This is a genomic window from Corynebacterium sp. MSK073 (assembly GCF_030232085.1).
Taxonomy (GTDB): Bacteria; Actinomycetota; Actinomycetes; order Mycobacteriales; family Mycobacteriaceae; genus Corynebacterium.
Genome location: NZ_JASPIY010000008.1, coordinates 38,098 through 56,025 on the forward strand (window position 1 = coordinate 38,098; position 17,928 = coordinate 56,025).

The following is a 17,928-nucleotide window of genomic DNA, read 5'->3' on the forward strand; positions in this document are numbered from 1 at the left end:
CTTAGGAAATGGTGATGTAGGCATCGTTAGAAAGCGGCGTAGTGCGACCGATGACCGGGTAGCCAGGGACCTCGCCGATGATGAGGAGGCCGCCGGAGGTTTGGGCATCGGCAAGCAGCACTAGCTCTTCCTCCGAGAGGGAAGAGGGCTGCAGGTGTGGGCGCACCCAATCCAGGTTGCGGCGCGAACCGCCTGGGATAAAGCCTTCCGCGAGAGCGTCGGTGGCACCGTCTACGGTGGGCACGGCGGAAAAGTCCAGCTCGGCCGACACCCCGGAGGCGCGGCACATCTTGTACAGGTGGCCGAGCAGCCCGAATCCGGTGACATCGGTGGCCGCGCGCGCACCGGCGGCGACCGCATCCTGGGCGGCCTGGCGGTTGAGCGCGGTCATGGAATCGATGGCGGCCTGGGATACCTCGCCGGTGGCCTTGTGCTTATTATTCAAAATGCCCACGCCGATGGGCTTGGTCAGCGTAATGGGCAGCCCGGCCTCAGCGGCATCGTTGCGCATGAGATTATCGGGATCGACGATGCCCGTCGCCGCCATGCCGTACAAGGGCTCTGGGGCGGTAATGGAGTGGCCGCCGGTGATGGAAATGCCCGCCTCGGTGGCCTTATCCATGCCGCCGCGCAGCACCTCGCGCAGGACGTCCAAGCCGAGCTTCTCATTGGGCCAGCCCACGAGGTTGATGGCGGTAATGGGGGTGCCACCCATGGCGTAGACATCAGATAGCGCATTGGCCGCGGCGATCTGGCCCCAGGTATAGGGATCATTGACCATGGGGGTGAAAAAGTCTGCGGTAGAAATCACGGCGAGGCCGTTGTCGATCTTGACCGCTGCGGCATCATCGCCATCGTCGAGGCCGACCAAGACGTTGGGATCGGCCTTGCCGATGAGCCCTTCTACCGCCGATTCCAATTCCCCGGCGGGAATCTTGCAGGCGCAGCCGCCACCGGCTGCGAAAGAGGTTAGATTAATCTGCTCCGTCATGCTGGTCATTTTACCCGTCGGAAAGTGGTGGGGCGGCGGCGGTGGGCCGCGCGCGGGATCTGTAAAGTAGCCAGGCGGAGGCGTACGTGTCCTGGTGGGCGCCCCGGTCTTCAAAACCGGTGAGGCCGAGCATCTCGGTCTGGCAGGTTCGATTCCTGTCCGTCTCCGCCAAAAGCGCGCAAGGAGGAAAACGAGTGCCGAGCCATAACGCTGGTCGCCCCGCGAATAATGCCCGTGATCCCCGCCGGAATTTACCCCGCATGGATGAGCTCTTGCGGCTCCCCGCGGTAGAAAGCGCGCGGGAGATAATCGCCGAACATGCCATCCGCGCCATGATTCAAGGCGTGCTGTCCGCCGCCCGCCGCGGGGACGTGCCCGTTGCCGGCGTGGAGGAAGAAATAGCGCGGCGCTTGGCAGACCACAGCACCCATTCCTTGCAGCCGGTCATCAACGCCACCGGCGTGATCATCCATACGAACTTGGGACGCGCACCGCTGCCTGATGCCGCGATCGACGCGCTGCAGGCAGCGGCCGGATATACCGACGTGGAAATGGATCTAGACACCGGGCGGCGCTCGTCCCGGCGCGGTGCCGGTGCCACCCAGGCGCTTTTGGCGGCGTGCCCCGGCGCGGAGGATGCGCTGGTGGTCAATAACGGTGCGGCGGCCTTATTGCTGGCCACGGCCGCGCTGGCGCCGGGCAAGGAGGTCATCATCTCGCGCGGCGAGCTCATTGAAATCGGTGCGGGGTTCCGCCTGCCGGAACTTATTGAATCCACCGCGACGCGCCTGCGCGAGGTGGGCGCGACCAACCGGACGCACCTCCACGATTATGAAGGCGCGCTGGGGGAGGAGACCGGTGCGATTGTGAAGGTGCACCCGTCCAATTTTCGGATTGAGGGGTTTATCTCCTCGGTGGGCGTGGGCGAGCTGGCGCGCCTGGCGAAGAAGCAGGGTACACACCTCATTGTGGATCTCGGCTCGGGCTTGCTCACCCACGATCCGGTGCTGCCAGACGAGCCCGATATTCATGCGCAGCTCAAGGCCGGGGCGGATATCGTCATCGCCTCGGGCGATAAGCTTTTGGGCGGGCCGCAGGCCGGCATTTTATTGGGCACCAAGGACGCGATTGCGGCGGTGAAAAAGCACCCGTTGGCGCGGGCGGTGCGCATAGATAAGCTGCGGCTTAATGCCCTGGAGGCTGCAATCACAACGCCCGCCAATGCGGTGCAGCAGGCCCTCCACCTTGACCCGGCGCGCCACCGCGCGCGCACCGAGGCCATCGCCGCGGCGGTGGGCGGCGAGATTGTTGAGCACGCTGGCCGCGTGGGCGGGGGAGGAGCCCCCGAGTACCCGCTGCCCGGCGTTGCGGTGGCGCTGCCGGAGGAACTTGCGCCAAAACTGCGACAGCACACCCCACCGGTGGTGGCGCGCCAGCACCAAGGCCGCTGCCTCATTGACGTGCGCTGCGTGCCCGAGGCCCAGGACAAGGAGCTCATCGCGGCCATCCGGGCGGTGATGTAGGTGTACGTCATCGCGACCGCCGGCCACGTCGATCACGGCAAGTCCAGCCTGGTGCGCGCCTTAACGGACATGGATCCGGATAGGTGGGCTGAGGAAAAGCGCCGCGGGCTGACCATTGACTTAGGCTTTGTGTGGACGTCGCTGCCTTCCGGTGCGGACGTGGCCTTTGTCGATGTCCCCGGCCACGAAAAGTTCTTTGGCAATATGCTCGCCGGGGTGGGGCCTGCCTCCGTGGTGCTCTTCGTGGTCGCCGCGGACGAGGGCTGGCAGGCCCAATCCACCGACCACCGCGACGCGCTGCACGCGCTGGGTATCGAGCACGGCATTATCGCCCTGACCCGCAGCGACCGCGCCGATGAAAAGCGCCGCGCGGAGGTCACCGCCCAAGTGCGCACGCAGTTTTCTGCCACGCCGCTTGCCGATGCCCCCATCATCCCCGTTTCCTCCCACACCGGCGAGGGCCTGGCGGAACTGGGCGCGGCGCTCGATGATTTGGTCGCCCGCGTGCCCGCACCCGACACCGATGCCCCTGTGCGCCTGTGGATCGACCGCGCTTTTAGCGTCAAGGGCGCGGGAACCGTGGTGACCGGGACGCTGAGCGCTGGCACGCTGCGCACCGGCGATGCCCTGGTGCTCTCCACCGCAGAGGGCGCCAATCGCGTGGAGATCCGCGGCCTGCACAGCGAAAATACCGCGCAGGAATCCTTGGGCCCCGTAACACGTGCCGCGGTTAACCTGCGCGGGGTCGATGCCGCCGATATCCACCGCGGTGACCTGCTGCTGAGCCCCGATGCGTGGCGCGGCGTCGATACCGTGGACGTCCACCGCACCTTTGGCACCGCGCTTGATGAACTGCCCGATAACCTCGTGGTCCACTGCGGCACCGCCGGGATAGAAGCGCATCTGCGGCCGCTGTCAGCGGATTTTGCCCGCCTGCGCCTAACGCGCGCTCTGCCGCTAGTCCTCCTGGATCGCTTGGTTGTCCGCAGCCCCGGTGGCCGCCATGTCAGCGCCGGCGTGGAGGTCATCGACGTGCGCCCGCCGGAGTTAGACCGCCGCGGTGCCGCCCGCAAGCGGGCTAACGCACTGGCTGAGTTAAGCTCCTTCCGCAATCCTTCCTCCTACCTGCAGCGCGTGGGCTATGCCCGGCGCGTGGACTTGGAATTCGATGGTTATGACACCGACGCCGCCCCGCAGGGCGTCATTAACTTCGACCAGTGGTGGATTGCCGCCCGCCAGGTAACGCGCTGGAAAGAAGCGCTGACTACCGCGCTGCAGGAACACGCCGCGGCTAACCCGCTCGCACCCGGGATGCCCCGCAAGGCGGCACTCGATGCCTTGGGGCTCACGGACAACGCGCTCCTGCGCCTGGCGGTAGCCGCCGCGCACGCGGAGGAATCCGAAGGGCTTATCCGCCTGCCCGGCCACAGCGTGGATCTCGGCGCCGCCGAGACCGCCGTGGCCGAATTGGAGAGCAGGTTAAATAAGGATCCCTTCGCGGCACCAGAGGCGCACGAACTTAAAGAGCTGGGGTTGAGCGAGAAAGAACTGGCCGCCGCCGAGCGCGCCGGGCGCCTGCTACGCCTCAAAGACGGCATCATCCTCTTACCGGACGCACCGGGCAAGGCACGGGAGCTCCTAGAAGAACTCGAGCAGCCCTTTACCCTGTCCGCCGCGCGGCAAGCGCTGGGGACCACCCGCCGGGTGGCCATCCCTCTGCTGGAATACCTCGATGCCCACGGCATTACCCGCCGCGGCGAGGGCGGCAAGCGCACGCTGCGCTAAACAGAGGCGGCCGACCTATTTGCGGTGGTTTCCGCCGCGCGGGCGGGACTGCTCGCGCGCCACGCGCCGGGCGCGCACGCGGGCGGACTCGGAAGAAAAGCGGCCCGGTTCCTCCGCTACGGGAAGCGCGCGCCAGCTCAGGTTCTGTGAGCCCGGCATGGACGAGACCAAGTCAGCCAAGCCGCTGCTAGCAGGCGGTGCCGCAGCCTCGCCCTCGTCGCGGGCACGAGGTGCGGGCGAGGCTTCGGCAGAACCAGTGACCGCAGTGTCTACATTGGTATCGGGACTGACCGGGCGGCGGGAGCCGGTGGGAAGATCGCCGGCAATGTCGGCGGACTCCAGCGCGAACTCCCATTCCTCGGGCGGGGCTGGGGTGGTAGGACGGGAAGTGGTGGCATTAGGCAGCACGGTGCGGCCGGACGGCACGCGCAGGGGCGGTACCGCAGGGGAGAATAATTCGGCTTCTGTGGCATCCGCTACCGGGATATCTATCGCGATCATCCCGCCGCCGCTATAGGCACGGGCGGCCAACACAGTACCGGCCTCTTGCGCCGCCGCATACGCGGTGCGCAGGCCCGGCAGCTGGCTTAATGCCCCGCACGGTCCCAGCACAGTATCGCCACAGGAGGCCACGACGGCGTTATCGATGACCTTGAGCGTGACAAAGAATTGCTGCGTATCAAAGTGAGATAGCTGCTCATCGGTCAGATCGCCTGCCCCAGTATCAATCACTGCACCATGGCCGCCGGCAAGAAGTACTGATTCGGCCGGTTGGTCATTGACCGGTAGCAGCCACGGCCACAGCCCGAGGGAGACGGCGACCTCGAGTTCGCCGTCAACGATGCCGACCGTGGCCACCGTCTGCGGGGTGGCCTGTGAGGCCTTCAATCGGTGCAGGTCAGGGTATTCGGCCGCCTCAACCTCATCGAGAAAACCGATGAAGCCAAACTCCGAACGCACCCGCCAGCCGTTGGAGTAGGTATCGGGCTCTAAAGAGACATCGATAAGAGCAGGCTGACTACCCACGCCAGGAATGCTCAGCACCGTGCCGGAGATGACATGTTCCAAGATGGCGACGTGTTCGACGCCGAAGTAGCTGGTCGCAAGCGGGTAGGGCACCATAGGAAAAGTAACTCCAAAGCTTTAAAGCGGGGCGTAACGTACGGATCTCATTTTACGCATGTGGGGGTAAAACAGCGCTTAGTCGGTGGTTTTAGCCAATGTTCGTTAACGTATTAATGATTCCCTCAAGTTGAAAAGTGCATAACGAAATAGGAGTAGGGCTTTGTCATCTAATTCATCGCCCCGGCCCGATAACGGAACCACCAATGGGCTGGAAAACGTTAATAATACGGAAGAAAGCCAAAAGCGCGTGCGCGGTGCCAAGCGCATCCTGCACGACATCATCTACCCGCACAATATCCACCCCGCCTTGGTCCCTGGCGTATCCATCGAGGACCAAAAGGTTAAATACGGTGTGGATAAGACCATCCTGAGCGTCGTCGGTGGGCTCGTTATCGCCTTCGTGGTGTGGGGAGTGCTCGCCCCCGAACAGGTCTTTAATACCTCCTCTACGGCCCTGGACTGGGTTATGCGCAACCTAGGCTGGATCTTTACGGCGCTGGCCACCTTCCTGATGTTCCTGCTGCTGATTCTGGCCTTTTCCAAGTACGGGAAAATCCCACTCGGCGTGGATGGCGAAAAGCCGGAGTTTTCCACGATTAGCTGGGCCGCCATGCTCTTTGGTGCGGGCATCGGCATCGGGCTTATCTTCTTCGGACCCTACGAACCGCTTACCCATTATCTCTCGCCGCGCCCAGGTGCCTATGAGGCCGCCAGCGATGAAGCGGTGCTTGGCGCGCTGGCCCAATCGGCCATGCACTGGGGCCTTAATGCGTGGGCCATCTACGCCATCGTCGGGCTGTGCGTGGCCTATGTATCCTTCCGCCGCGGGCGCGTACCCCTGATGAGCTCTATCTTGATGCCGCTTTTTGGCAACCGCTCCACCGATTCCACACCGGCGCGCATTATCGATGGCCTGGCTATCATCGCCACCCTCTTTGGCACCGCGGCCACTTTGGGAATTGGCGCGCTGCAGATCGGCCGCGGCGTGGAAATCGTCAGCGGCTGGTCCACCGCCGGCAATACCGCGGCGTTGGTCATCATCATTGTGCTGTCCATCGGCACCATCTTTTCCGCAGTGTCTGGTGTGGCTAAGGGCGTGCGGTGGCTATCCAATATCAACCTGGCATTGGCGCTGGGCATCGCCATCTTCTTCTTCGTCATCGGACCAACCGCCTTGCTGGCCAATATGATGCCCGCGGTCATCATCGAGTACCTCGATAACACCCCCGAAATGTTGTCCGCCAACATGGGCGAGGGCGAAGATATGGTCTCCTTCCTATCCTCGTGGACCACGTTCTACTGGGCGTGGTGGGTATCCTGGTCGCCGTTCGTCGGCGTATTCGTGGCCAAGATTTCCCGCGGTCGCACCATCCGCCAATTCGTCCTTGGCGTGCTGTTTATTCCTTCCGCTATCATCATCGCCGCTTTTACCATCTTGGGCGGCACCACCATTTGGCTGCAGCGCCGCGATGGCGATATCGCCCCCGATGGCACAATCGATTCCATGCCGGCGGCCGAAGACATCTTCTTTAACGTCTTGGACCATTTCCCCGGATCCAATTGGATGGCCCCGCTGGTCATTGTCATGCTCGTGGTATTTTTCATCACCACTGCGGACTCAGCCTCGCTGGTCAACTCCCAGCTCACCCAGCGCGGCAACCCACAGCCGAAAGCCACTGTTACTGTCTTTTGGGTGATTTGCATGGCGGGCATCGCCGTGGTCATCCTCATGTCCGGTGGCAAAAACGCGCTGCAAGGCCTGCAAAACCTCATCACCATTACGGCGCTTCCCTTTGCCGTCATCATCGTGTTGATGTGTATTGCCCTGATTAGGGAACTGCGCCACGATCCGGCCTCCATCCGCCACTATTACGAGCACCAAGCCGTGTCCAATGCGGTCATTCACGGCGTGCGCGAATACGGCGATAACTTTGCCCTGTCGGTCGAGCCCACTGCGGGAGACTCCGATTACGCCACCGGCGGCGAATTCGATTCCACCGCCGCCGAGGTCACCGAGTGGTACGCGCGTACCGATGAGGAAGGCCACGCCATCGGATATGACTATGAAGCCGGCCGCTACGTGGATGATGATCCTTCGGTGGCCGATGGCGAGTTCGTCTCTGGCTCCACCGATGACGATGCACAGACCCCGCCCGCTCATTAAGGCTCGATAATTTTAGTTAGGTACAGTCACAGACCATGACCTTGTCCACGTTCGCCTTCGCCTTTGGATTGGTGCTGCTCTCGGGCCTGTCCACCTCCATTGGCGGGGCGCTGGCGGTGGGAAAGCGCCAGCCAGGGCCCGCATTTATGGCCGCGGCCCTGGGCCTTTCGGCGGGTGTGATGCTCTATGTTTCCTTCATGGAAATCCTGCCGGAGGGTATAGAGCAGCTTAGCGACGCCCTCGGGGGCGAGAAACCCGGCACCTGGGCCGCGGTAGGGGCCTTCTTCGCCGGTATTGCGGTCATCGCGATTATTGACCGAATGGTGCCAGAAGAAATTAACCCGCACGAACCCGGCACGACGGAAGAAGATGCCCGGCGCGGCAGGTTGATGAAGACGGGCGTATTTACCGCGGTCGCGCTGGGCCTGCACAATTTTCCGGAGGGCTTTGCTACTTTCTTATCGGGCCTGGAGTCCAAGGAGATTGCGGTGCCGGTGGCCGTGGCGATTGCCATCCACAATATTCCGGAAGGCATCGCCGTCGCGGTGCCGTTGCGGGAGGCGACCGGCTCGCGCAAGAAGGCCTTCTGGTGGGCCACGCTTTCTGGGCTTGCTGAGCCGCTCGGCGCGCTCATCGGATTTGGCCTGCTCTTACCGGTATTGGGGCCGGCCACCATGGGCATTAGCTTTGCCGCAGTGGCTGGCATCATGGTGTTTATTTCGCTGGATGAGCTGCTTCCCACCGCGGAAGAAACCGGCGAGCACCACTACGCCATCTACGGCCTTATTGCCGGCATGGCCATTATGGCGGTATCGCTCATGCTGTTTATGTAATTTAGTGCTGCGCTGCCGAGGTGGCAGAGGGCGAGCCGGTCGAGGCCTTAACGGCCATGACGATGCTGGCGATGACAAGGCCGAGGATGAGCCCGCACACCATGGACAAGCCGGTTTCGGCGAGCCAGCTCAGCGCGCCGTTGTGGATGTGTTCAGTGGCGGCCTCGATAAGTCCATGCGGTTGGTCTACCCCGAATTCGTGCAGGCCTGTGGTGACGATATGCCCGCCTACCCATAACATGGCGGCGGTGCCGATGACGCCGATGATGTCCAGCACGATCGGCATACCCTTGACCAAGGCATTGCCCAGCGGGGAGTTGCCATCGCGGCGCCGGGTTAAGGCCAAGCCGATGTCATCCATCTTGACCAGCAATCCCACGGCGCCGTAGACGCTCAAGGTCAAGATGATGCCAACGGCGATAAGCGCGCCGAGACGCAGCCAGAAGGGCTGATCGATGACTTCATTTAAGGAAATCACCATGATCTCAGCAGACAGGATGAGGTCGGTGGTAATGGCGGATTTCACCAAGCTATCTTCGGCCTCTGGACCCTTGTGCTGGACGGTATCGGTTGCATCGCTAGGGGAGGAGTTGAAGAAGGAGAGGATCTTTTCCGCGCCTTCGAAACACAGATAGGTACCGCCGCACATCAAGATGGGCGTGAGCGCCCATGGGGCGATCCAAGACAGGATCATCGCAATCGGCAAGATGATGACGAGCTTGTTGATAAGCGAGCCCTTGGTGATGCGCCAGATCATCGGCAGCTCGCGCTGCGGTTTAATTCCCTCGACGTATTGCGGGGTTACTGCGGCATCATCGACGACGACGCCGATGGCCTTCATAGATGTCTTGCCGCCTAAGGCGGCCACATCGTCGACGCTGGAGGCGGCGGCGCGGGCTATGAGGGCGACATCGTCAAGCAGGGCGAAAAGGCCACCGGCCATGGCTTATCCTTCGGGGGCTAAAGTTACGTTTTCTGACCAGGACAAGTCTATGCCGTGGTGGGCAAGCCAGGCCATTGCATCGTCGCCGTGGCGGGTAATTCCCTCGACCGCGTCCAGGGTGGTGTCGATGGCGAGCTCGGCGTCCTCGGCGGAAATGAGGCCCGCGGACGTCGCCGCGGAGAGCTCGTCGATGTCGAGGACGGTAATCGGCTCGCCGGTGGTGGTGACCAGGTCGACGTAGAGATCGCGGGTGGTCCACTCGTTGCCCTGGCGCTGGATCTCGGCGACGTCGATATAAAAGTCCTGCTCCACCTCGATGCCGGGGCGGAAGTGGAAGATATTCGCGCGCAGGTTCAGGCTGGGCAGCAGCCAGGATTCGAGGTAGCCAAAGCGCGGGTGATCGGCACCGCGTGCCATATACAGGCCAAACTCGGTTTCGGTGTAGGTATCGACCTGGCGCAGGTAGCCCTTGGGATCGGTATTGGTGAAGTTCCCGGTATTAAAGGTCTCCCGCTTGACTGGGTGGAGATCAACGGCCATTACTTCACCTCTAGGAAGGCGGCGGTGGGGGCGAAATCGCAGCGCGCTTCGGTGGTATTCACGGAACCGGAGAGCAGCGCGACGACCAGGCCCTTGCCCGTGTGGGCCGTGCCGGACAGCGTCGTCGGACCATCCTGATTGATACCGTTATTGTGCAGCGGGGTAATGCCGCTTTGCAGGGTGTTGATATTAAACCACTGCACGTTCATGCCTTCTTGGTCCGGTGCTGCCGGAGGGGTGCCCAGGGCGGTAAAGAGGAAGGCGGTCTCGCCCTCGCCGGCGCCGGGGGCAGGAATTTCCGTAGGGCCAGGTACCGCGATGGCAGAGCCTGTGGCGGCGTTGGTGCCACCGATGCAGTGCGCGGAGACGGTAGGCCAATAAAACTGCCGGAAGTGTGGATTATCGCCCTGCGGCATAGCGACACCGCCACTACCGTCGCCGTTGCCGGCAAAGAAGTCCAAGGCAGACAAGATAGCATTGCGGGCCTCTTCGGGGATCCACGGCTGCGCGGCAAAGGCGCGCACGCGGTCTTGGGTCTCCTGAGTGGGGCGGCCGAGCTCATCCAACGGGCTGGCGGGCATGTGTTGTTGTGCCAGCGATGAGAGATCCGGGGCGAAGGCCTGTGCGGGCGCTACCAGGGGAGAAGCGAGGCCAATAAGCGCGGCGGTGGCAGCGGCGATGTAGCCGGTGCGTCCGCTTAGGCGCCAGGAAGTTCGGGCGTGGCTCACGGTATCAGGTCCTTATTGTCTCGCGGAGGGGAAGCAGTATAGTCCCACCAGTCACAGCAGTAACAGTAATAACTCTAGTAACGATAGTGATCCGCTGGGAAGTGTCAAGTAGTAGGTCGTTTCAGGCGCGCGTGACGTTACGGGGTTGCCTGGGTCGCGTCTTGGCTCCCCAATGCTGCACTATGCCCTGTTAGGGGGTATCGTAGGACGTCGTTCAAGAACATTTCTCGCGCACCAGCGCTTGTAGATCCTCCGAAGGAGAACCCAACTAGTGAGTAATACCGAGTTCCGTAATGTTGCCATTGTCGCGCACGTTGACCATGGCAAGACCACGTTGGTCAACGGCATGCTGGAGCAGTCCGGTGCTTTTGGCGAACACGGTGAGCACACGGACCGCGTCATGGACTCCAACGATCAGGAGCGCGAGCGCGGCATTACCATTTTGGCCAAGAACACGGCCATCCGCCGCCAGGGTCTGGGCAAGGACGGCGCAGACCTCATCATCAACGTCATCGACACCCCGGGCCACGCCGACTTTGGCGGCGAGGTTGAGCGCGGCATTTCCATGGTGGACGGCGTCGTGCTGCTTGTCGATGCCTCTGAGGGCCCCCTCCCACAGACCCGCTTCGTCCTGACCAAGGCGCTAGAGGCCAAACTGCCGGTCATCGTCTGCGTGAACAAGACCGACCGCCCCGATGCCCGCATCGACGAGGTTGTCACCGAGTCCCAGGACCTGCTGCTGGAAATCGCAGCTGGCCTCGAGGACGAGGAAGCCGCAGCCGCCGCTGAAGAGCTGCTCGATCTCCCGGTTCTGTACGCCTCCGGCCGCGCCGGCGTTGCCTCCACCGAGAACCCGGGCGACGGCAACGTCCCCGATAGCAAGGACTTGCAGGCGCTTTTCGATGTCATCTACAACGTCCTGCCAGAGCCTTCCGCTACCGTCGATGCCCCGCTGCAGGCGCACGTCACCAACCTTGACGCCTCCGACTTCCTCGGCCGTATCGCGCTGCTGCGCATCTACGCCGGCCGCATCAAGAAGGGCCAGCAGGTGGCCTGGATCCACTACGATGATGAGGGCAACCAGCACACCAAGACCGTCAAGGTTGCCGAACTACTGCGCACCGTCGGCTTCGAGCGCCAGCCGGCCGAAGAGGCCATCGCCGGCGATATCGTCGCCATCTCTGGTATTTCCGATGTCATGATTGGTGACACCATCGCAGATCCGGAAAACCCAGAGGCTCTGCCGCGCATCACCGTTGACGAGCCGGCCATCTCCATGACCATCGGTGTGAACACCTCGCCGATGGCAGGCCGCGGGGGCGGCACCAAGTTGACCGCCCGCATGGTCAAGGCCCGCTTGGAGCAGGAGCTTATCGGTAACGTCTCCCTGCGCGTGCTGCCCACAGAGCGCCCAGATACCTGGGAGGTTCAGGGTCGCGGCGAGATGGCTCTGTCCGTGCTCATCGAGTCCATGCGCCGCGAGGGCTTCGAGCTGACCATCGGTAAGCCGCAGGTTGTTACCCAGCAGATCGATGGCAAGACCTACGAGCCTTACGAGATCCTCACCATCGACTCCCCGTCGGAGCACCAAGGCGCCATCACCCAGCTGCTGGCTTCCCGCAAGGGCCAGATGCAGTCCATGGACGTGCGCGAGGGCGACTGGGTGCGCATGATCTTCCGCGTTCCCGCCCGTGGCCTCATCGGCTTCCGTACCCAGTTCATGACCGAAACCCGTGGCGCCGGCATCGCCAACTCCATCTCCGATGGCATCGATGTCTGGGCCGGCGAAATCAAGTCCCGCGCCACCGGCTCCCTGGTGGCTGACCGCACCGGCCAGATCACCCAGTACGCACTGATGCAGCTGGCTGACCGCGGCAACTTCTTCGTCGAGCCAGGTGCTGAGGCCTACGAAGGCATGGTGGTGGGTGCCAATAACCGCGATGAGGATATTGACATCAACATCACCAAGGAAAAGAAGCTGACCAATATGCGCTCTGCCACCGCAGACGCCACGGTCACCCTGGCCAAGGCCCACACGCTCTCGCTGGAAGAAGCGCTGGAATTCTGTGGCAACGACGAGTGCGTCGAGGTTGCTCCAGACGTGCTGCGCGTGCGCAAGCTCGAGCTTTCCGCCACCGACCGCAAGCGCGCCGCCTCCCGCGCTAAGCAGATGAAGAAGTAATCTGCCCTCGGTCTAAGTCGTGGCTGCGGTTGATGCCGCAACCGCCGTGATAATCGCCGTCGTCTCCTGCAGTATGGTTTTTACCGCAGAGGCGGCGGCATCGTCGTAATCCACCTGTTGTTTTAATTCTTTGATGCGGTTGCGCATCTCTCGGCGTTTCATTTCGGGCGCGTCCTCCTTGAGCAGGGGATAGGCCCCTTTAACCTCGCGGAGAATATCCAAGATAATCATGTCTTTGACGCTTGGGTTTTGGGTGCCATCAAGCACCGCAGCGAGCCTCTCGCGCACCTCATCTTCTAGCGCCGTGTCCGTCATGATGTAGCGGTCGCCACCCAGCTGCCACCACGCGGCATCCTCAATCTCCAATTGGCCGTGGTCCCTAAAATCCTGGGCAATCTTCTCGCGCGGGGAGAACCACCTCGCCTGCAGTAGCGTCTTGACCGAGCTGGTCCGGCGCTCGTGCAGGCCATCCCACGCCCAAGCAAGCACTGGGTGCTCTGGCTTTTTATCCGTGGCGTGCACCTTATTCTTTGCACTTATGCCAACCGCGTCATGCATGAGTAAATCGCTAAAAAGGCCGGCGCTCAAGGCGGTCTCGTTATTGGTCACTGCCTCCTTTTTACCGTTGTCCTTGGTCAGCAGGAGGAACATTTCTTGGCAGATAAGCATGGTGGGGTAATCCCTTCAACAGTGATTTTGTCCGAGTTTAGCGCGCAGAATCTTCGTGTGGCGGGAAGTAGGTACTAAAGTAGTCCGCGATGAAAAATAGTCTCAAGGCTCGTGCACTTGCTGCCACTGCCGCCATCGGCCTCGCGTTTGTCAGCGGGTGTTCGGCCAATCCTGGCCCACCGCCGGTGGTAGAAGATTCGGACGACCAGGAATCTACCGTCCAAGAAACGGAATCAACCACGGCCGCGACGGACGATGGTCCGCCGCGCGCGGAGGAAGACGATTCGCGGCCCACCATTTCCATCGGCGTCGATCCACTGCGCGCTGGCCTTAACCCACACTTGGTGGCCAATAACTCCGAGCTCGTGGATCAAATCGCGGAGCTGGTCTTGCCCTCGACATTCCACTGGGGCCGCATGGACACAGACGTTCTGGAATCTGCCACGGAGGTCACCGCGCCGGAGGGCGTGGCCCAACGGGTGCGCTACGTTATTGCCTCTCCCGCGCAGTGGTCTGACGGCACCCCGATTTCCGGTGCGGATTTCAACTACTTGTGGAAGAAGATGACCACGACCGCAGGCGTCAAGGACCCGGCGGGCTACCGCGCCATTTCCGCGGTGACCACATCCGATGGCGGCCGCGTGGTCACGGTGGATTTTGCCGAGCGGGTTAAGGATTGGAAGCAGCTATTCAACCAGCTCCTTCCCTCGCACCTGCTGCAAAATGCCGATTTTGATTCGGTGCTGGCCAATGACATCCCTGCCTCCGCCGGCCGCTTCGCGGTCGATAGCGTGGACCGCAGCCGCGGGGTCATCACGCTCAACCGCAATGATCGCTTTTGGGGCGCTGACCCCGCCCACATCGATGTCGTCCAGCTGCGCGAGGTACGCGATAGCACCCAGGCGCTGAATATGCTGCGTTCCGGTCAAATTGGGTTCGCGGACTTTACCCCGGACCAAACCTCGCAGGAAGCGCTCGGACTGCTGGGCCACGTAAGCGATAAGACGGTCACCCGCCCGCGCCAGCTGCGCTTGCACATGTCCACCGAGCAGGGTGCGTTAGAGGATGCGGCTGCGCGGCGCGGTCTGGCCTCGCTTATCGATACCGGGCAGGTTGCCCGGCTGGCCACCGGCCGCGCCTCTAACCTGAAGGCCGGGCATAATCCGGTCTCCGGGGAAGCAAACCTGACGGCGCTGCGCGAGCGCGCCAGCAAGAAGCCCATCCGCTTCGCCGTCGATCCGACCAGCCCCACGGCTTTGGCTGCGGCAAATACGCTTTACGATGTCCTCGAGGCCCACGGCATCCCCGCTGAGGTCACCACCGATAGGCTTACCACAATTACCTCTAAGCTGCTTCCTGAAGGCAAGGTGGATGCGGTGGTGACCTGGGAGGATATCACCCTAACTTCGCTCTCTGCGGCGAGTATCTTCAATTGCGCCGAAGACCAGCCGCTCGCCGGGGACCTCTCCGGATTCTGCCCCGACAACGCCGCCGAGACGCGCATGGACATTCTCTCCGGAAAAATCAGCCCCTCAACCGCGCTGGGCCGAATCCGCGAGATCAATGCCCAGGACGTGTTGTACGTCCCGCTCTTAGATGAAACGCGTGTGCACGCGCTAGGGGAGGGTATTGTAGGCCCCGGCCAAAGTATTGATGATTGGGATAAAGGGCTGGTCACAGCGCCGGTTTGGAGGAAAGATGAGGACTAAGGACTTGGCGGGCTACCGCGTTGTTGCGGTGCACGCGCACCCTGATGATGAGACGCTTTTTACCGGCGGCACCCTTGCCACCCTGGCCGCGCGCGGTGCGCAGGTCACGGTCATCACCCTTACCCTTGGCGAGGACGGCGAGGTCATCGGTGCGCCCTATCAAGGCCTGGCCGAGCACCACCAGCTCGGTGGCTTCCGTGCCCGCGAATTGGCCTGTGCCCTCTCCGCCCTAGGAGTAGAAGGCATACAGCTGGGCGGATTCGGCCACTTCCACGATTCCGGCATGGTGGGTTCTCCTTCTCATGACAACCCCCGCGCGCTGGTCAATCGCCTGGATGAGGCCGTAGACCTGCTCCGCGCGGAATTAGATGTTCTCCAGCCGCACGCCATCCTGACCTATGGGCCAGACGGTGGCTATAACCACCCGGACCACGTGGCGGTGCATAGGGTGGTGGAGAAGGCGGCATCGGCAAGCGCGCGCATCTGGTGGGCGATCTTTGACCGCGCCGCCAATTACGCCGGCCTGGACACGCTCGACGCGCCCGCGGGTTGGCGCAAGCCCGATGCCGCGTACCTGGATAACTTCACCACCGCCGGCGCGGATCTGGCCTTCGCGCTTGACGATGCTGCCCTAAACGCCAAACGCGCCGCCATGCGCGCCCACGCCACGCAAATCTGGCTGGCCGATGGCACCACCACCGCCACCAACCCCGAGGCCGCCGTGGCCGCCGTGCACGACCCAGCCGCTGTGCCAGGGGCCTACTGCCTGTCCAATAGATTACTGATGCCGTTGCTGCGCGCCGAATACTTTCAACTCGGCCGGGGCGAGCCCGCAACCGACCTCCTAGGGGAGCTGTAATGCGCACTGATTTTAGCCGCGGTGAGCAGGTCACCGGCCTCATCTGGCTCTCCCTCGGCGCCCTGCTATCGCTGTTCCTAGAGGTCATTTACCTTACCGCCCGGATTCCCCTGGCTGATGGCGCGAGCATCGCGTTTCCCATCACCATCGTCATCGCCGCCGCCTTTAACGTGGTGCTAACCCGTACGGCGCGGCTGTGGAGTGATCGAACTTATATCGTGGCCATCCCGCTCATAGTGTGGGGCCTGGGATTTTTCGCGCTTATGCTGCTGGTTCCGATTACCGGTGATGTCATCGTCGGCAATAATATTCTCAGCTTGCTCCTGCTTTTGGCCGGAATCGGCGGCGGCGTTTGGCCTTTCCTAAAGCAGAAGTGACATACTATATTTCATCCCCAAACCCATGAAATCAGGAAGATTCAAGGATTCTCCATGACTTATACAATCGCTCAACCTTGCGTTGATGTAATGGACCGCGGCTGTGTTGAGGAATGCCCCGTCGATTGCATTTACGAAGGCAAGCGCATGCTCTACATCCACCCAGATGAATGCGTGGACTGCGGCGCCTGCGAGCCCGCATGCCCGGTAGAGGCCATCTTCTACGAGGACGACGTTCCCGATGAGTGGATCGATTACAACGATGCCAACGCAGCATTCTTCGATGACTTGGGCTCACCCGGTGGAGCGGCAGCCCTCGGCCCGCAAGATTTCGATGCGTCAATGGTAGCCGCGCTGCCCCCACAGAATCAGGAGTAATTCATGGCCCGCACACCGCTAGGACAATCGCTTCCAGATTTCCCCTGGGACTCGCTGGCTGGCGCCAAGAAGAAGGCCCAGGCGCATCCAGATGGAATCGTTGACCTTTCGGTAGGCAACCCCGTAGATCCGGTCGCCCCTGGCGTGCAGCTGGCGCTGTCCTCTGCCGCCGAGACCCCCGGTTATCCGCAAACGCAGGGCACGCCCGAGCTGCGCGAAGCCATCGCCTCCGCTCTCCGCCGCCGCTATCACATGGACGTGGACCGCGTCCTGCCCGTGGTGGGCACGAAGGAGGCCATCGCGTGGCTGCCCACCCTGTTGGGCATGCGCGGCGAGACCGTCGCCTTCCCCTCGGTGGCCTATCCCACCTACGAGGTCGGCGCCCTCCTCGCTGGGGCCACTCCGCTGCGAGCCGACGACGACTTCCAGGACGCCTCCCTGGTATTTATCAACTCCCCGTCCAATCCTACCGGCCGCGTCGCTGGGGTAGAGGAGCTGCGCTGCATCGTGGCTTGGGCCCGCTCGACGGGCGCCATCATCGCCTCCGACGAGTGCTACATGGGCTTGGGCTGGAACGATGACAACCCGCCGGTATCCATCTTGGATCCGCGCGTGACCGACGGCGATAACACCGGCCTTATCTCCATGCATTCGCTGTCCAAGTCCGCGAATATGGCCTCCTACCGCGCCGGATTCTTCGCCGGCGATAACGACCTCATCGCGGAGCTCTTGGAGCTGCGCAAGCACGCCGGCCTCATCGTGCCAGGCCCGATTCAGGCGGCCATGGTTGCCGCGCTTGACGATGACCCCACCGAAGCCCTCCAGCGCCAGCGCTACGCCGCGCGCCGCGCCGAATTGATGCAGGCGCTTATCAAAGCGGGCTTTACCATCGACCACTCGGATGCCGGCCTGTATCTCTGGGCCACCCGCGGCGAAGGCTGCCGCGAGACCATCGACTGGTTGGCTTCCTTGGGCATCCTCGCTGCACCTGGCGACTTTTACGGCCCCTCGGGTGCGCAACACGTGCGCATCGGCTTAAACGGTACCGACGAGCGGGTGCGCGCCGCTGTCGAACGCCTCGCCAGTGCCTAACTCGCCTCGCGCGTTTCGCCCGCCTGCGCG

Annotated in this window: 16 protein-coding genes and 1 tRNA gene; 11 read left to right on the top strand and 6 right to left on the bottom strand. The window is 62.6% G+C overall.

What is annotated here, in order from left to right; all coding sequences use genetic code 11:
* Window position 1: 1 nt before the first annotated feature.
* Window positions 2-991, bottom strand: a complete 990-nt coding sequence (gene selD / locus QP970_RS06845) for a selenide, water dikinase SelD (protein WP_284771512.1) — start codon at window positions 989-991, stop codon at window positions 2-4.
* A gap of 76 nt (window positions 992-1,067) precedes the next feature.
* Between selD and QP970_RS06850 the strand changes: the two genes are divergently transcribed.
* From QP970_RS06850 to selB, 3 genes are all read left to right on the top strand, one after another.
* A tRNA-Sec gene (locus QP970_RS06850) sits at window positions 1,068-1,162 on the top strand.
* A 23-nt stretch (window positions 1,163-1,185) separates the two neighbouring features.
* Window positions 1,186-2,514: an L-seryl-tRNA(Sec) selenium transferase gene (selA, locus tag QP970_RS06855; RefSeq protein ID WP_284869796.1), complete on the top strand. Its 1,329-nt coding sequence runs from the start codon at window positions 1,186-1,188 to the stop codon at window positions 2,512-2,514.
* Window positions 2,515-4,299 carry a selenocysteine-specific translation elongation factor gene (gene selB, locus QP970_RS06860; protein WP_239267922.1) on the top strand — a complete coding sequence of 595 codons (1,785 nt, stop codon included), beginning with the start codon at window positions 2,515-2,517 and terminating at the stop codon, window positions 4,297-4,299. It abuts the gene before it with no gap.
* 15 nt (window positions 4,300-4,314) lie between these two features.
* Here selB and QP970_RS06865 read toward each other — a convergent pair whose 3' ends face one another.
* On the bottom strand, window positions 4,315-5,421 hold the full coding sequence (locus QP970_RS06865) for a hypothetical protein (RefSeq protein WP_239267919.1): 1,107 nt from the start codon (window positions 5,419-5,421) through the stop codon (window positions 4,315-4,317).
* A 250-nt stretch (window positions 5,422-5,671) separates the two neighbouring features.
* Between QP970_RS06865 and QP970_RS06870 the strand changes: the two genes are divergently transcribed.
* Window positions 5,672-7,588, top strand: a complete 1,917-nt coding sequence (locus tag QP970_RS06870; protein ID WP_370657776.1) for a BCCT family transporter — start codon at window positions 5,672-5,674, stop codon at window positions 7,586-7,588.
* Window positions 7,589-7,623: 35 nt separating this feature from the next.
* Window positions 7,624-8,421 carry a zinc transporter ZupT gene (gene zupT / locus QP970_RS06875; RefSeq protein WP_239267918.1) on the top strand — a complete coding sequence of 266 codons (798 nt, stop codon included), beginning with the start codon at window positions 7,624-7,626 and terminating at the stop codon, window positions 8,419-8,421.
* A gap of 1 nt (window position 8,422) precedes the next feature.
* Here the strand turns inward: zupT and QP970_RS06880 are convergent, their stop codons facing one another.
* The 3 genes from QP970_RS06880 to QP970_RS06890 are packed head-to-tail and all read right to left on the bottom strand — an operon-like array spanning window position 8,423 to window position 10,632.
* A complete protein-coding gene (locus QP970_RS06880; RefSeq protein ID WP_239275750.1) occupies window positions 8,423-9,364 on the bottom strand; it encodes a DUF808 domain-containing protein in 942 nt (313 codons plus the stop codon).
* A 3-nt stretch (window positions 9,365-9,367) separates the two neighbouring features.
* Window positions 9,368-9,904 carry a ribonuclease FAU-1 family protein gene (locus QP970_RS06885; protein ID WP_239267914.1) on the bottom strand — a complete coding sequence of 179 codons (537 nt, stop codon included), beginning with the start codon at window positions 9,902-9,904 and terminating at the stop codon, window positions 9,368-9,370.
* Window positions 9,904-10,632 carry an Rv1157c family protein gene (locus tag QP970_RS06890; RefSeq protein ID WP_239267912.1) on the bottom strand — a complete coding sequence of 243 codons (729 nt, stop codon included), beginning with the start codon at window positions 10,630-10,632 and terminating at the stop codon, window positions 9,904-9,906. The genes QP970_RS06885 and QP970_RS06890 overlap by 1 nt, the downstream gene beginning before the upstream one ends.
* A gap of 271 nt (window positions 10,633-10,903) precedes the next feature.
* Between QP970_RS06890 and typA the strand changes: the two genes are divergently transcribed.
* Entirely contained in the window at window positions 10,904-12,814 is a 1,911-nt protein-coding gene (gene typA, locus QP970_RS06895) for a translational GTPase TypA (RefSeq protein WP_239267910.1), read from the top strand.
* A gap of 12 nt (window positions 12,815-12,826) precedes the next feature.
* On the opposite strand, the gene QP970_RS06900 is transcribed toward typA, so the two are convergent.
* Entirely contained in the window at window positions 12,827-13,483 is a 657-nt protein-coding gene (locus QP970_RS06900; protein ID WP_239267908.1) for a GPP34 family phosphoprotein, read from the bottom strand.
* Between the two features lie 89 nt (window positions 13,484-13,572).
* Between QP970_RS06900 and QP970_RS06905 the strand changes: the two genes are divergently transcribed.
* From QP970_RS06905 to dapC, 5 genes are read left to right on the top strand one after another with little or no spacing between them, the layout of a single operon-like run.
* Complete coding sequence (locus QP970_RS06905) at window positions 13,573-15,192, top strand: ABC transporter family substrate-binding protein (RefSeq protein ID WP_239267906.1); 1,620 nt, start codon at window positions 13,573-13,575, stop codon at window positions 15,190-15,192.
* On the top strand, window positions 15,182-16,051 hold the full coding sequence (locus QP970_RS06910) for a PIG-L family deacetylase (RefSeq protein ID WP_284869797.1): 870 nt from the start codon (window positions 15,182-15,184) through the stop codon (window positions 16,049-16,051). The genes QP970_RS06905 and QP970_RS06910 overlap by 11 nt, the downstream gene beginning before the upstream one ends.
* The gene (locus QP970_RS06915) at window positions 16,051-16,428 is read left to right on the top strand and encodes a hypothetical protein (RefSeq protein WP_239267902.1); all 378 of its coding nucleotides are present in this window, start codon (window positions 16,051-16,053) and stop codon (window positions 16,426-16,428) included. The genes QP970_RS06910 and QP970_RS06915 overlap by 1 nt, the downstream gene beginning before the upstream one ends.
* A 54-nt stretch (window positions 16,429-16,482) precedes the next feature.
* Window positions 16,483-16,806: a ferredoxin gene (gene fdxA, locus QP970_RS06920; protein WP_023017724.1), complete on the top strand. Its 324-nt coding sequence runs from the start codon at window positions 16,483-16,485 to the stop codon at window positions 16,804-16,806.
* Between the two features lie 3 nt (window positions 16,807-16,809).
* Complete coding sequence (gene dapC, locus QP970_RS06925) at window positions 16,810-17,898, top strand: succinyldiaminopimelate transaminase (RefSeq protein WP_239275754.1); 1,089 nt, start codon at window positions 16,810-16,812, stop codon at window positions 17,896-17,898.
* The last annotated feature ends 30 nt before the right edge of the window (window positions 17,899-17,928 follow it).

What these genes read in the sequence shown, in the direction of transcription:
- selD (WP_284771512.1), bottom strand. Translation starts at nt 991, where the DNA reads ATGACGGAGCAGATTAATCTAACCTCTTTCGCAGCCGGTGGCGGCTGC.
- QP970_RS06865 (WP_239267919.1), bottom strand. Translation starts at nt 5,421, where the DNA reads ATGGTGCCCTACCCGCTTGCGACCAGCTACTTCGGCGTCGAACACGTC.
- zupT (WP_239267918.1), top strand. Translation starts at nt 7,624, where the DNA reads ATGACCTTGTCCACGTTCGCCTTCGCCTTTGGATTGGTGCTGCTCTCG.
- QP970_RS06880 (WP_239275750.1), bottom strand. Translation starts at nt 9,364, where the DNA reads ATGGCCGGTGGCCTTTTCGCCCTGCTTGACGATGTCGCCCTCATAGCC.
- QP970_RS06885 (WP_239267914.1), bottom strand. Translation starts at nt 9,904, where the DNA reads ATGGCCGTTGATCTCCACCCAGTCAAGCGGGAGACCTTTAATACCGGG.
- QP970_RS06900 (WP_239267908.1), bottom strand. Translation starts at nt 13,483, where the DNA reads ATGCTTATCTGCCAAGAAATGTTCCTCCTGCTGACCAAGGACAACGGT.
- QP970_RS06905 (WP_239267906.1), top strand. Translation starts at nt 13,573, where the DNA reads ATGAAAAATAGTCTCAAGGCTCGTGCACTTGCTGCCACTGCCGCCATC.
- QP970_RS06910 (WP_284869797.1), top strand. Translation starts at nt 15,182, where the DNA reads ATGAGGACTAAGGACTTGGCGGGCTACCGCGTTGTTGCGGTGCACGCG.
- QP970_RS06915 (WP_239267902.1), top strand. Translation starts at nt 16,051, where the DNA reads ATGCGCACTGATTTTAGCCGCGGTGAGCAGGTCACCGGCCTCATCTGG.
- fdxA (WP_023017724.1), top strand. Translation starts at nt 16,483, where the DNA reads ATGACTTATACAATCGCTCAACCTTGCGTTGATGTAATGGACCGCGGC.
- dapC (WP_239275754.1), top strand. Translation starts at nt 16,810, where the DNA reads ATGGCCCGCACACCGCTAGGACAATCGCTTCCAGATTTCCCCTGGGAC.